Here is a 13,615-nt window from a genome sequence, read left to right as displayed (position 1 = left end):
CAATTCAATTTATGAGTACTGATCAAAAGTTCCTGTTGATACGCAACTACGATTTGTTTGCTCATATCAGTGATGAGGAATATGAGGAGCTGCATCTTGATCATCATTTTATTGAAGCCAACAAAGGCGAGTATATTTATTTCGATTCTCAATATCACAACAAACTATATTTTCTCAAAGGCGGCACCATCAAGATCGGGTATATTGATGAAGAAGGCAAAGAAGTAATTAAAGAGATCATTCGTGAAGGAGAAGTGTTCGGGCAGTTTACATTGGAACGTAATAATCTTAACGGTGAATTTGCGCAGGCCTATAAAGCAGATGTATCCCTTTGCGCATTTAATATTGAAGATTTTGAACGCTTACTCAAAACCAAACCCAATATTGGCTTTCATTATACAAAACAGGTTGGTCAAAAACTACGCAAGTTTGAAAGCCGTTTGTTGAATCTTTTGAATAAAGATGTAAAGACAAGACTGGTAAATTTTTTAGTGATGCTTGCACGTGAAGAAGGCGAAACGAGTAATGAAGACGAATACAGTATCCAGAATTTTCTTACACATGAAGATATTGCCCAGCTTATTGGCAGCAGCAGGCAAACTGTAACCACCATGCTCAACGAATTGGAAACAGCCGGTTTCCTGACTGTTACCCGACAGTTGATCAACATCCCGTCCGTTAAAAATCTGCAAAAGAGTTTAGCTGTCAGTTGAGCGACATAGGCAGCTTCAACCATACGTTACTTTTGTTTCATCAAATCAACACAATGAAGCAGATTTCTCTAGTCATCATTTTCTTTTCAACAGTTTTTGTTAGTTCAGCACAGGATCAAAAACGTGTCAGCACGTTTAATCTTGAAAAAGGAATTGCCATACAGGGTTATGACGCAGTTGCTTATTTCAGTGGTAAAGCAATAAAAGGCGAGTCGTCATTAGCTGTTATTCATCAAGGTATCCGTTATCATTTTTCATCAACTGCCAACAAAGAAGAGTTTAAAAAGAATCCCGGTAAATATGAACCGCAGTATGGTGGATGGTGTGCATATGCAATGGGTGCAACAGGAGAGAAAGTTGAGATCGATCCGGAAACGTTTAAGGTTTTAAATGGCAAACTCTATCTTTTCTATAACAAACGTTTCAACAATACGCTCAAAACCTGGAATAAAGATGAGCAGGCATTAAAAGCAAAAGCTGATGCTAATTGGAGTAAGCTTTCTCATTGATCTTTTTACTATATCATCTATATGTCAATCATGAAACCATTAACAATTGTTCTTTGGGTGTTGCGTTTGCTTGCAGCAGTTATTTTATTACATACGCTCTTCTTTAAATTTTCAGCCAGCGATGAATCAGTTTATATTTTTTCAACCATTGGTATGGAGCCCTGGGGCCGTATTGGCACAGGCGTCATGGAACTGATTGCTGCAATACTTATTTTAATTCCACGCACAACTGCTTTTGGAGCTTTGCTTGCCATCGGTCTAATGAGTGGTGCGTTGTTCTTTCATCTTACCACACTGGGAATTGAAGTAAAAGCTGATGGTGGACTGTTGTTCATTTATGCACTGCTTGTTCTTATCAGTTCTGCGATATTGTTATTTGTTTATCAGTCGCAGATAAGAATATTGCTCAACTCCATTCTGCCAAAAAGATCGTAAGTATAATTATGAAAAAAGGAAAATACCTGTTTGCAGCCGGAGCGTTGTTGCTTGCGCTTGCAGCAAAAGCACAACAATTAATGCCTGTTGATCAAGGCTCAACAGTTGAATTTGTGATCAGCAATCTTGGATTTGATGTTACAGGTAAACTCAATGGTTTAAATGGGAAAGTTTTGTTTGATGAAAAGAATCTGTCTGCTTCTTCCTTTGCTGTTACAGTAAACGCAGCCAGTATTGATACCGATAATGGCACAAGAGATAAGCATTTGCGTGGCGAAGATTATTTTGATGTGAAAACTTATCCACAAATAAAGATTCAATCGGTAAAGGTGGCCAAATCTGTTACACCCGGTTACTACGTAGTTTTTGCAAGGCTTACTATTAAAGAAACAACGAAAGACATCAGTTTCCCTTTTACAGTTACAGCAGAGGCGGGAGCTTACCGCTTTAAAGGCGAATTCAATATTAAACGTCGTGATTTTGGGGTGGGTGGAAAAAATACAATTTCCAACGATTTAAAAGTGAAATTGAACGTACTCGCTAAAAAATAACTATTTTTAAAAAGCAACAAACTATCTATGCAGTTATACAGCGCTATCAGAACATCTTTTCAACAGCTGAATGAAGTGATTGATCATTTGACCGTTGAGCAATATCAAACTCCTTCAGAAAATTTGTCCGGTTCTTCTGTTGGTCAGCATACACGTCATATCATTGAATTATTTCAATGTTTGCTGGCTGGTTATGCAAACGGAACTGTTTGTTATGATGACAGGAAACGTGATGTGCGTATTGAAACCGATCCTTTGTTTGCAAAGCAACTGTTAGCAGATATTGCATCGTCTATTGAACATGAGAATATTGAGTTGCAGCTTGCAGGTGTGTATGATGAAACATCAACAGAAAAACTTCATCTTACAACCAACTACAACCGTGAATTACTTTATAATCTTGAACATACAGTACACCACATGGCGTTGATCCGTGTGGGATTAAAAGAATTAAAAACAGAACCGGTGGGAGAACATTTCGGCATTGCATCTTCCACTATCCGCCACCGTGAACAATGTGCACAGTAACTTATATACCCAACAACGATTCTTTTTTCCTTACATCAAACAGGGATGAAAAAAAAGTACGTTTAAAAGCAGAGCAGCCACAATGGTACAAGTTTGCCAGTGGTAATTTGTTATTTCCAAAAGATGGAAATGCCGGTGGCACATGGATGGCATTACATGAAAACGGGAATGCGATGGTATTACTCAACGGTGGCTTTGTCAATCATCATTACAATCCACCTTATCGCAAAAGCAGGGGGTTGATCTTTTTGGATGTATTCGATCATCCGCAACCAATAGCTGCATTTGAACTTATCAATCTTCATAAGATAGAACCATTTACATTAGTAATAAGACAAACGAATCAATTGTTTGAAACAAGATGGGACGGGCAGGAAAAAACAATCAGGGAATTAGATCCTTCTTCTTCTTACATCTGGTCGTCTGCTACGTTATATACTGACGACATCATTACAAAAAGAAAAAACTGGTTCGAAAGTTTTCAGAAAGAATATACAACCATCGGCAGTAAGGAAATTTTGCATTTCCATCGCTTTGCCGGCGATGGCGATGAACAGAATGATGTATTGATGAACAGAGACAATGAACTTTTTACAGTAAGTATTACTCAACTGCATCGCCAAAAAGAACTATCGCTCATGCATTATCATGATCTTGTAACTGATCAAATTTCTACTCAACAGTTCAATCATTCTATTTCATCATTGCATGCGTCTGTCTAAACTGTTTACGCATCACCCGTTTTTTATCCGCCTGTTTCATTGGGAATACTGGAGCTTCACTACAGTGTATGGATGGATCTATCCCATCTTTGCCGTGCTTTGTTTAAGAGCAGGCGGTAAGTTTTTTTTTACGGCTGCTAATCCAACCATTAAGCACGGAGGTTTTTTAATGGAGCCGAAACAGGATATCTATCCACTTATACCGAAACAATATTATCCTGCATTCTTTTTTGTACCTGCAGGAACATCCATCGAACATATTCAACAACAAGTTCAAACTTATCAATTCAAATTTCCGCTTATTGCCAAACCTGTAATTGGTATGCAGGGAAAAGCAGTGAAGAAAGTGAACTCAGTTGATGAGTTAAAACATTATGCAGAGGTTTGTACGGTTGATTATATGGTGCAGGAACTTTCACCCTACAAACATGAAGTGGGAGTTTTTTATCATCGAATGCCCAATGAAACTATCGGAACTGTTACAGGTATTGTGGCGAAAGAACCAATGACGGTTGTTGGCGATGGCGTTTCAACGTTGTATCAACTTATTTTAGAAGAGCCTCGTTATATTCTGCAGATCGATGCATTGAAGCAGATGTATGGAAAGGATATTCTGCAGGTTTTACCGAAGGGGAAAGAGCTGATCCTTGCACCATATGGAAACCATGCAAGAGGTTCGAAGTTTGTTGACTGGACACACAAAGCCGATGCTGAATTCATTAAAAATATTGATGCTGTTTGCACGCAGATCAATGGATTTCATTACGGCCGTTTGGATGTGATGTATAACGACTGGGATGATCTGCGGCAAGGAAAAAACTTTCACATCATTGAACTCAATGGAGCAGGTAGCGATCCAACACATATGTACGATCCGAAGCATTCCTTATTCTTTGCATGGAAGGAAGTTATCAGGCATTGGTTTATTTTATACCGCATCAGTAAACAGAATCATGCAAAGGGCCATCCGTATATGACATTGAAAGAAGCGAAAGCGATGTTTCGCAGTAATAACCTGCATGTAACAGCGCTGGATGCCATTGCTCCAAAATTATAATCGTTCATTTGCTTCAAGCCTTTATATTTGTTTTATGCCACAGTTTGCAAAAATTCTAATGTGGGGCTTTATCATCAGCTTTCTTGGTTCATTGCCTCTTGGAACACTTAACATTGCAGCAATGCAGATCGGTATTACCGACGGTATTTCGCCTGCACTCTGGTTTTCTGCAGGTTCATTAACAGCCGAAATTATTTATGTGCGTCTTTCGCTGGTGGCCATGGATTGGGTACGCAAGCAGGAGAAATTATTGAAAGCGTTGGAGTGGGTCACGTTTATTATTGTGTTGGCACTCGCCATCTCAAGTTTTTGGGCTGCAGCACATCCATCGGTGGGAGAGAATGTGATCTTGTCAAGTGGCATGCATCGTGGATTACTTGGATTTACCATGAGTCTTATTAACCCTGTGCAGATTCCTTTCTGGTTTGGATGGAGTACGGTGTTGTTCACAAAGAAAATATTAAAACCCGAAGCCGGTAATTATAATTTTTACATCATTGGTATCGGCATCGGCACGTTTGCCGGTAATTGCATTTTTATTTTTGGAGGAAGATTATTGGTTGACCGTTTAAATGCCAGTCAGCATTTACTGAACTGGATCATTGGTGGCGTGTTTTTATTCACAGCCTTATTCCAACTCTACCGCATTTTCCGGAAAAAAGATGCGATCCATCAGTTAGAACATCCGGAAGAAGTAACAGGAGGGTTGGAGAAAAATATTCACTGATATTATTGCAAATCAGAGTTGTTATAAATCAAATTACTTCTTGATTTGTATAAGAATAGTATAGATAATGGGAAAAGGAGCGTAAATGATATGGTAGGAATGATAAAGGAAGCGTAGTTAAAGAGATACATTGGCACACTAATTAATCTCTCAAGTATTGGTGAAAGAAGGAGAAGATATATTAAGATTTGAAGTATGATTTTTTGTTTTAGTGTTTTAAAGTGAAAAGGGTATATCAGTAAGATAAATCCTGTTAGTGACAGGGTAGCAGTTAATTGAGCAAAACTCCCAAACTCAAAGAGAGAAAAAAACAGAACCATGATAAAGGGAAGCCCAATCATCCATCCCTGCAGAATAATAAAGCAATAAGAAATCAGTGAAAGGGCTCGTGTTAATGAATATGCTTTATTCATAAATTGTTCGCAACTTATTTCATCTCCTCAGCCCATTTATCTCTCTCATCAGGACTGAATTTCCACGGAGCAAAATTATTTTCTACGTTGCTGAACATTGCATTCCACTCTCCGGGAGCATTACTGTCTTCCATGATTAGGGACCGACGCAGTTCAAGAATAATACTGAGCGGGTTGATGCTTACAGGACATTCCTCAACACATGCATTACAGGTAGTGCAGGCACGTAGCTCTTCAACTGTGATGTAATCGTTAAGCAAGGTTTTATTATCTGCAACAAATTCTTTGTTTGCATTGATGTTGCGACCCACTTCCTCCAAGCGGTCACGTGTGCTCATCATGATCTTTCTTGGACTCAATAATTTTCCGGTAGTGTTTGCAGGACAGGCTGCACTGCAACGGCCACATTCTGTACAACTATACGCATCCAATAAACTTTTCCAACTAAGATCAAATACATCCTTCGCTCCAAATTTTGATGGGGGAGTTGCATCGGTTGGTGCAAGCTCGGGCTGCATCATATACTTCACTTCATTTTGAACGGAAGTCATATTTGTCATTTCACCCGTATTGGTAAGACGTGCATACCATGCATTCGGGAATGCAAGTAAAATATGCAGATGCTTGCTCCACGGTAAATAATTGAGGAACGCAAGAATGCCGAGTATGTGTAACCACCAGGCACTCCGTTCAATTGCAACCAAGGTTGTTTCTGACAAACCTGCTAATGAAGAAGCAAATAAACCCGAGATCACAAAATTGCCTGTATCATGATAATGATCGGCGCCATTCAATTGTAACGCACGGTCGGTTGCATTCATCAGCAGGAACAAACCCATCAATACAATTTCAGTAAGGAGAATATTGTTTGCATCACTGCGTGGCCATCCGTTGAGATCATTGCTGAGGAAACGTTTCAGCTTCAACATATTTCTACGTACAAGAAAGATCACACAGGCTACTAAAACCAATAACGCTAATACTTCAAATGAATTGATCAGGAATGAATAGAACGAACCGAGTAGTGGAAAAAATAAACGATGTGTTCCAAGTAATCCATCCAATACAATTTCGAGCACTTCGATATTGATGATCACAAATCCTACGTAAACAACCAGGTGCATTACTGCTACCAGCGGATTCTTAAACATTTTCTTCTGCCCGAAAGCCAACAGCAGCATATTCTTCCAACGTACACTTGGGTTATCTGTCAGGTTTTCATCCACACCAAGAAAAATATTCCGGCGGATCTCTTTTACTTTTTTGCTGAAGAACCAAACAGCTCCCGCAAAACAAAGGGCAAATAAAACCTGTTGAACGATCTGCATACAAACGTTATTTGTATTGCTAAGATAAGGGTAGATACCGAGTGATAGAAAAAGAGTTAAGGGACAATAGCAAGTCAACCAATATTCCTGCTAATTTCTTTTACTTAAGTGAAATCTCTCTTTGGCTTATTGCTGTTTTCTTTGCATCTTTAATTTCTCAACTATGGAAAAGAAATACATTTTAGATAAGGATAGTACCAATCGTAAACTGAAACGGCTTGCGTTTGAAATTGTGGAACGCAATTATGATGAGCAGCAGATGTTTTTTGCAGGCATCAGGCAAAATGGTTTGATCGTTGCAAAAACCCTGGCAGAAGAAGTGATGAACATCAGCAATATTCATGTGGAGCTGGTGGAAGTAACGCTGGATAAAAAATATCCTGTTGAAGTATTTCTTGACCGGGAGATCGGCTTTAACAACCAATCTGTTTTGTTGATCGATGATGTGGCCAACAGTGGTAAAACAATGCTGTATGCCTTGAAACCTTTTCTTGGTTTTCAACCAAAGAAAATTCAAACCCTTGTATTGGTTGAGCGCACACATAAAACATTTCCCGTGCAACCCGATTATGTAGGGCTATCCATTGCCACTACATTGGAAGAGCATATTTATGTAGAACTGAAAGGCGATGAGATTACAGGAGCTTACCTGCTTTAATTAAGCAGTTTCAGTTCAAATAATTTGCTCCAGTTTTTACCTGTCACAAATAAGCGGTTGCCACTGCTGTCCCATGCAATACCGTTGAGTACTTTCTCGCTGGCATTGGCCCCTTCTAATTCAGGGTAAGATTGTTTTAAACTACTCATATCAAGTTTGCCGGTTACATTGCCGTTAGCAGGATCGATCTTGAGTATTTCATTTGTCTCCCAAACATTGGCATACACAGCGCCATTGATAAATTCGAGTTCATTAATATTATTCCGGAGTCCGTTATTATCCTGGATGCTGATGCGGCGTATTTCCTTTAATGTTTCAGGATCCCAGAAATAAAGATTGCTGCTGCCATCGCTCACAATTAATTCTTTGCCGTTATTGGTAATGCCCCAGCCTTCGTGGTTGTAGTTGAATTCTTTTAGTTTCCTGAAAGTAGCGAGATCGTACACAAAACCTTTGTTGTTTTGCCAGGTTATCTGGTACACTTTATCATTTAAGATCGTAATGCCTTCTCCAAAAATATCAGCCGGGAGAGTGACTTTTTTTGTTTGCTTACCTGTGTTTAAATCAACGGGCCCAACCCATGAACCATTATTCACTGCGTTGTTTGGGTTGCCGGTACTTTCATACATGTTGCCCTTATAAAAGATCAAACCCTGGGTGAAAGAAGACGTATCATGTGGGTAATCTTTTACAAGGTTATAAGTAATGCTTGTTGGGGCCGGAATGCCTGATAAGTTAGATTGAGTTTCGTCCGATTCAGCATCATTACCACATGCAACTAAAAAGACCAGGCCAAAGAATAAGCTGTAATTCATCTGTTTCAACATGCGTCAAAAATAAGTAAAAGCAATTGATGCTGTTGTGAAAATCATGTGAATGAAATGGATCTGCCATTAGTAAAATGAAGCCTTAAGTAAAGATAAAACTGATCAACGTTGGATTATAAAAAAAAATATATATCTATACCCTAATTAGGGTATTGCATTTTAAAAAAAATGTATCTACGTTTACGAACGTAAAACCACCCCACTGAAAGCAAACGCCGTTTCTATGTAATGTATTCTATACCTCTATGCTTTCTGTTCCCCTTTGAATTGCTTTAATGCCAATGAATCCTTGCTTTAATTTTCAGTAGTCCTTTTTACTGTCCTCTCGATTTATTGTTTTAACTGAGCACTCAAATTATGCCTCCTGAAGAGGTACTGTCATTCGTGTGCTTGGTGTAAACTGTCCTGTCTTTAAGATCCTCTTAATAAGCCTCCTGTGAAATGTTAGACATTTTTCACTTAAAAAATTCGACAATGATGAACAAACTGCTACACACCTTAAAAGGTGAGAAAAACGGGCGTGGCGGGAAATGGCTCTGGCGACAGATGCTTTTTCTTGTTATGTTTCTTTCAGCTTTTAGTCCAACGGGGCTGATGGCACAAGTGAATCCGGTGATCGATGGTAACCCCATCGACTGGAATTCTGCTAATTTTAATCTGTTCGCAATCAAACAGTACACAAGCGATGCGTTTGGTAATGGTGTTGTGGACAACCAGTTTACGGAAGGCTCAAAAGATTTCTTTTTTGCCAACCAGTTAGTCTGGTCTATCAGTCAAACAAAGGCAAAGAACGACATTGCCAATGCCGCAGCCATCATTAAAGATGGTATTTTGTATTTTGCCGGCGACCGTACATCCAATAATGGTGACGCCCAGATTGGATTTTGGCTCTACCTCAATGGAACAGGGCCCGTAACGGTTGGTGGCAATAATATTTTCAGTCCGCCACATGTTGATGGTGACGTTTTGGTGCTTGCCGATTTTACAGGCGGTGGTCGAAATGCCACTGTAACCATTTATCAGTGGGATGATGATGGTGTTGCGCCTGCCGGGCAAACAATTGTACCAAATACGAATAATAATTTAAGAACAACCAACCTTGTAGGTACAGTTGCGGAAAACAATGACAACCAATATCCAATTCCTACAGGATGGTCATTTATTCAGCCGACTTACGACAATAACATGTTTTTTGAAGGAACTGTTAATCTCACAGGTTTAGGCGTTTTGAATTTATGTAATACAAGTTTCATTCTTGAAACAAGATCATCACAGTCTATAACAGCTTCACTTGATGACTTTGCAGGAGGCGCATTTAATGTTACGCCACCTGCATTGGTATTAACCGGCAGTGCAGTTTGTGCATCTGCACCGGGTACAGGAACAATAACTTCCACTACGTCACAAGCAGGAGCATCTTATCAACTCTATAATAGCGCAGACCAAGCAGTTGGCGCTCCTAAACCAGGTGATGGATCAGGTTTAACCTGGACCGGTGTTCCAATAGGAACCGGTTATTATGTGGTTGGATCGGGATCCATTCCTTCTTGTACTTCTACAAGTAATGAAGTGGATGTAGCAACGTTACCAAATCCTGGATGTGAGATCACAGGAAATAATGTGATTTGCGCAGGTGGTTCAGCAAGCTTCACTGCTTCAGGTGGTGGAGCAGGAGCAACCTATGCATGGACAGGTCCTGGTGGATATACAGCAAATACAGCAACTATCAGTGGTCTTACTGCAGCAGGTACATACACAGTTGTTGTTACAAACACAACAGGTTGTACCAGCACATGTAACCGTACATTGACCGTGAATCCAAATCCAGGTTGTGAGATCACAGGTAACAATGTGATCTGCGCAGGAGCTTCAGCCAGCTTTACTGCTTCAGGCGGTGCAGCAGGAGCAACCTATGCATGGACAGGTCCTGGTGGATACACAGCAAATACAGCAACCATCAGCGGTCTTACAGCAGCAGGTACATACACAGTTGTAGTTACCAATCCAACAGGTTGTACCAGCACATGTAACCGTACATTGACAGTGAATCCAAATCCAGGTTGTGAGATCACAGGTAACAATGTGATCTGCGCAGGAGCTTCAGCCAGCTTTACCGCTTCAGGCGGTGCGGCAGGAGCAACTTATGCATGGACAGGTCCTGGTGGATACACAGCAAATACAGCAACCATCAGTGGTCTTACAGCAGCAGGTACATACACAGTTGTGGTTACCAATCCAACAGGTTGTACCAGCACATGTAACCGTACATTGACAGTGAATCCAAATCCCGGATGTGAGATCACAGGTAACAATGTGATCTGCGCTGGAGCTTCAGCCAGCTTTACTGCTTCCGGCGGTGCAGCAGGAGCAACCTATGCATGGACAGGTCCTGGTGGATACACAGCAAATACAGCAACCATCAGCGGTCTTACAGCAGCAGGTACATACACAGTTGTAGTTACAAACACAACAGGTTGTACCAGCACATGTAACCGTACATTGACAGTGAATCCAAATCCAGGTTGTGAGATCACAGGTAACAATGTGATCTGCGCAGGAGCTTCAGCCAGCTTTACTGCTTCAGGCGGTGCAGCAGGAGCAACCTATGCATGGACAGGTCCTGGTGGATACACAGCAAATACAGCAACTATCAGTGGTCTTACTGCAGCAGGTACATACACAGTTGTTGTTACAAACACAACAGGTTGTACCAGCACATGTAACCGTACATTGACCGTGAATCCAAATCCAGGTTGTGAGATCACAGGTAACAATGTGATCTGCGCAGGAGCTTCAGCCAGCTTTACTGCTTCAGGCGGTGCAGCAGGAGCAACCTATGCATGGACAGGTCCTGGTGGATACACAGCAAATACAGCAACCATCAGCGGTCTTACAGCAGCAGGTACATACACAGTTGTAGTTACCAATCCAACAGGTTGTACCAGCACATGTAACCGTACATTGACAGTGAATCCAAATCCCGGATGTGAGATCACAGGTAACAATGTGATCTGCGCTGGAGCTTCAGCCAGCTTTACTGCTTCCGGCGGTGCAGCAGGAGCAACCTATGCATGGACAGGTCCTGGTGGATACACAGCAAATACAGCAACCATCAGCGGTCTTACAGCAGCAGGTACATACACAGTTGTGGTAACTAACCCAACAGGTTGTACCAGTACATGTAACCGTACATTGACAGTGAATCCAAATCCAGGTTGTGAGATCACAGGTAACAATGCGATCTGCGTAGGCGGTTCAACCAGCTTTACAGCATCAGGCGGTGCAGCAGGAGCAACCTATGCATGGACAGGTCCTGGTGGATACACAGCAAATACAGCAACCATCAGTGGTCTTACAGCAGCAGGTACATACACAGTTGTTGTAACCAATCCAACAGGTTGTACCAGCACATGTAACCGTACATTGACAGTGAACCCATTACCAGTTATCGCTTGTACTAAAACTCCGTCTACAATCGACATTACATCTGCGGCTCATAATGCTCAGTTTGATGTAGATCTTACCGGAAGTGCGGATATGAATCCTGATAATTATACTTATGTGTGGACTGAAGACGGTACCGGTTCATTCAACTTTACAAACATTAAGAATCCTGTTTACACAGCAGGTCCGCTTGATGCAGGTCAGGTTGTATCAGTAACTGTAACTGTAACACATAAGATTACAGGATGTAGCAGCATGAGTGAATGTTCAATTCCTGTAAGGGCAGCTGAAAGTTGTCCGGAAGTTCCAACCTCTGAAATATGTAACGGATCAACCAATACATATACAGCAGGAAGGGCACCAACAGCAAATGAAACATGGAAATGGAGCGTAAACAATAGTGCATCTATTGATGGTGCAGATAATGCACAGTCAGTTAAGGTAATTGCAGGTGGTCAGAGCTTTACATTGACTCTTACAATTTCTTACGCAAATACAGAGTTAACTCCAAGTGAATGTAAATACGAAGTTACTGTTGTACCATGTGGCGGTTATTGCACTTACACTCAAGGTAAGTATGGTAACACAAGCCCTGCTTGCGATGGTGATGGTATCGGCGATGGCGTAGCAATCACTTATCCAACCGTGGTTGATATGATCAAAGCAATGCTTGGTGTTGGTGGTGTTGCCAATCCGTTGGTCATTGGAAGTAACGGTAAGTTTATTACCATTCCTTCAACAGCAACTGCTGCTGAATTGCTCAACAAGTCAATGCCAGGTGGTGGTGGTTCAAGAGAGTTGTTTGGTAGCTGTACAGTTGATAATGTACCATTACCAGCATGCTGGACTCCTGGTACAAACAATTCAACTACTTACATTACGAAACAAGGTAAGATCAATAATGTGCTCTTGTCACAAACAATCACACTTGGTTTGAACTTGCGTGTAAGCGGTGGTTTAGGTGACTTTGCATTAGAAGCTGGCACATTTGCAACTGCAAAAGCTGAAGGTGGCTGTGGTTCAACTACTCCAACACAGCGTAGCTGTTACCTGAATGAGCTTGGTCAATTGGTAGTTGTGAACGAATATGTTTACAAAACAATTCCACAAAGCATCATTGATGCGCTTGATTGTAAAGGATACGATCATACAGTTGGCGGATTGTATCAACTTGCAAACGATGCATTAGGTAATGTAGATGGTGAAGCGGGTAAAGAATGCGGCGCAAGCCTTGGCGACATTACAAATGCAGTAGGAAGCATCAACGAAGGATTCGACGAATGCAGAATCTTTATTGGCTGGAATGTTGGCCCATGTGAAATTCCATCAACAAGAATCAATCTCAATTCTTCAGGTGTAATTAACAGTGCCGATTTAGCAGCTCAAACAGTTGAAAGCCTTCGTGTATCAGCATATCCTAATCCGTTTGCTGAGAAAGTAAGCTTTGCGATAGTATCACCTGTTTCAGGAAAAGCTTCGCTTGAGATTTACAACATGTTTGGCCAGAAAATCCAAACTGTTTATGAAGGTTACTTAACTGCAGGCAGAACTCAGCTTGTTGAATTCAGACCTGGTAGCACAATTGCTGCCGGAACACTGGTTTACAGATTGAATGTTGCAGGTAAGCAAGTAACAGGCAAACTGGTTAATCTAAAACAATAACTGGCGAATTAAAAATCGACTGGTAAGGCTGCCCCTTGGGG

12 protein-coding genes are annotated in these 13,615 nt (G+C 41.0%); 10 read left to right on the top strand and 2 right to left on the bottom strand.

All coding sequences use genetic code 11. The features are described from left to right. Positions 1–11 precede the first annotated feature (11 nt). From H4075_RS16120 to H4075_RS16085, 8 genes are read left to right on the top strand one after another with little or no spacing between them, the layout of a single operon-like run. Positions 12–713, top strand: a complete 702-nt coding sequence (locus H4075_RS16120; RefSeq protein WP_182801857.1) for a Crp/Fnr family transcriptional regulator — start codon at positions 12–14, stop codon at positions 711–713. A 53-nt stretch (positions 714–766) separates the two neighbouring features. After that, the gene (locus H4075_RS16115) at positions 767–1,222 is read left to right on the top strand and encodes a YHS domain-containing (seleno)protein (protein ID WP_182801856.1); all 456 of its coding nucleotides are present in this window, start codon (positions 767–769) and stop codon (positions 1,220–1,222) included. Between the two features lie 30 nt (positions 1,223–1,252). Next, on the top strand, positions 1,253–1,657 hold the full coding sequence (locus H4075_RS16110; protein WP_220494778.1) for a DoxX family protein: 405 nt from the start codon (positions 1,253–1,255) through the stop codon (positions 1,655–1,657). Positions 1,658–1,665: 8 nt separating this feature from the next. Further along, on the top strand, positions 1,666–2,208 hold the full coding sequence (locus H4075_RS16105; RefSeq protein WP_182801854.1) for a YceI family protein: 543 nt from the start codon (positions 1,666–1,668) through the stop codon (positions 2,206–2,208). Between the two features lie 27 nt (positions 2,209–2,235). After that, positions 2,236–2,736 (top strand): DinB family protein, encoded by a 501-nt coding sequence (locus H4075_RS16100; protein WP_182801853.1) that lies wholly within the window; start codon positions 2,236–2,238, stop codon positions 2,734–2,736. Beyond that, complete coding sequence (locus H4075_RS16095; RefSeq protein WP_182801852.1) at positions 2,724–3,458, top strand: NRDE family protein; 735 nt, start codon at positions 2,724–2,726, stop codon at positions 3,456–3,458. Before H4075_RS16100 ends, H4075_RS16095 begins: the two co-directional genes overlap by 13 nt. Beyond that, on the top strand, positions 3,445–4,515 hold the full coding sequence (locus H4075_RS16090) for an ATP-grasp domain-containing protein (RefSeq protein ID WP_182801851.1): 1,071 nt from the start codon (positions 3,445–3,447) through the stop codon (positions 4,513–4,515). Before H4075_RS16095 ends, H4075_RS16090 begins: the two co-directional genes overlap by 14 nt. Positions 4,516–4,549: 34 nt before the next feature. Then, positions 4,550–5,242: a LysE family translocator gene (locus tag H4075_RS16085; protein WP_182801850.1), complete on the top strand. Its 693-nt coding sequence runs from the start codon at positions 4,550–4,552 to the stop codon at positions 5,240–5,242. A gap of 427 nt (positions 5,243–5,669) precedes the next feature. On the opposite strand, the gene H4075_RS16080 is transcribed toward H4075_RS16085, so the two are convergent. Next, positions 5,670–6,983 (bottom strand): (Fe-S)-binding protein, encoded by a 1,314-nt coding sequence (locus H4075_RS16080; RefSeq protein ID WP_182801849.1) that lies wholly within the window; start codon positions 6,981–6,983, stop codon positions 5,670–5,672. A 163-nt stretch (positions 6,984–7,146) separates the two neighbouring features. On the opposite strand from H4075_RS16080, the gene H4075_RS16075 reads away from it, so the two are divergent. After that, a complete protein-coding gene (locus H4075_RS16075) occupies positions 7,147–7,641 on the top strand; it encodes a phosphoribosyltransferase family protein (protein ID WP_182801848.1) in 495 nt (164 codons plus the stop codon). On the opposite strand, the gene H4075_RS16070 is transcribed toward H4075_RS16075, so the two are convergent. Continuing rightward, on the bottom strand, positions 7,638–8,468 hold the full coding sequence (locus H4075_RS16070) for a glutaminyl-peptide cyclotransferase (protein WP_182801847.1): 831 nt from the start codon (positions 8,466–8,468) through the stop codon (positions 7,638–7,640). The genes H4075_RS16075 and H4075_RS16070 overlap by 4 nt on opposite strands. A gap of 474 nt (positions 8,469–8,942) precedes the next feature. Here H4075_RS16070 and H4075_RS16065 point away from each other — a divergent pair, with 474 nt between their 5' ends. Next, positions 8,943–13,574, top strand: coding sequence for a T9SS type A sorting domain-containing protein (locus H4075_RS16065; protein ID WP_182801846.1), 4,632 nt, complete (start codon positions 8,943–8,945; stop codon positions 13,572–13,574). The last annotated feature ends 41 nt before the right edge of the window (positions 13,575–13,615 follow it).

The organism is Lacibacter sediminis (genome assembly GCF_014168535.1).
In the GTDB taxonomy this organism is placed as follows: domain Bacteria; phylum Bacteroidota; class Bacteroidia; order Chitinophagales; family Chitinophagaceae; genus Lacibacter; species Lacibacter sediminis.
This window is presented reverse-complemented; position numbering and strand designations above follow the sequence as displayed.

Coding starts and splice junctions, on each gene's coding strand:
- H4075_RS16105 (WP_182801854.1), top strand. CDS start 1,666: ATGAAAAAAGGAAAATACCTGTTTGCAGCCGGAGCGTTGTTGCTTGCG.
- H4075_RS16085 (WP_182801850.1), top strand. CDS start 4,550: ATGCCACAGTTTGCAAAAATTCTAATGTGGGGCTTTATCATCAGCTTT.
- H4075_RS16120 (WP_182801857.1), top strand. CDS start 12: ATGAGTACTGATCAAAAGTTCCTGTTGATACGCAACTACGATTTGTTT.
- H4075_RS16065 (WP_182801846.1), top strand. CDS start 8,943: ATGATGAACAAACTGCTACACACCTTAAAAGGTGAGAAAAACGGGCGT.
- H4075_RS16075 (WP_182801848.1), top strand. CDS start 7,147: ATGGAAAAGAAATACATTTTAGATAAGGATAGTACCAATCGTAAACTG.
- H4075_RS16100 (WP_182801853.1), top strand. CDS start 2,236: ATGCAGTTATACAGCGCTATCAGAACATCTTTTCAACAGCTGAATGAA.
- H4075_RS16095 (WP_182801852.1), top strand. CDS start 2,724: ATGTGCACAGTAACTTATATACCCAACAACGATTCTTTTTTCCTTACA.
- H4075_RS16070 (WP_182801847.1), bottom strand. CDS start 8,468: ATGTTGAAACAGATGAATTACAGCTTATTCTTTGGCCTGGTCTTTTTA.
- H4075_RS16080 (WP_182801849.1), bottom strand. CDS start 6,983: ATGCAGATCGTTCAACAGGTTTTATTTGCCCTTTGTTTTGCGGGAGCT.
- H4075_RS16090 (WP_182801851.1), top strand. CDS start 3,445: ATGCGTCTGTCTAAACTGTTTACGCATCACCCGTTTTTTATCCGCCTG.
- H4075_RS16110 (WP_220494778.1), top strand. CDS start 1,253: ATGAAACCATTAACAATTGTTCTTTGGGTGTTGCGTTTGCTTGCAGCA.
- H4075_RS16115 (WP_182801856.1), top strand. CDS start 767: ATGAAGCAGATTTCTCTAGTCATCATTTTCTTTTCAACAGTTTTTGTT.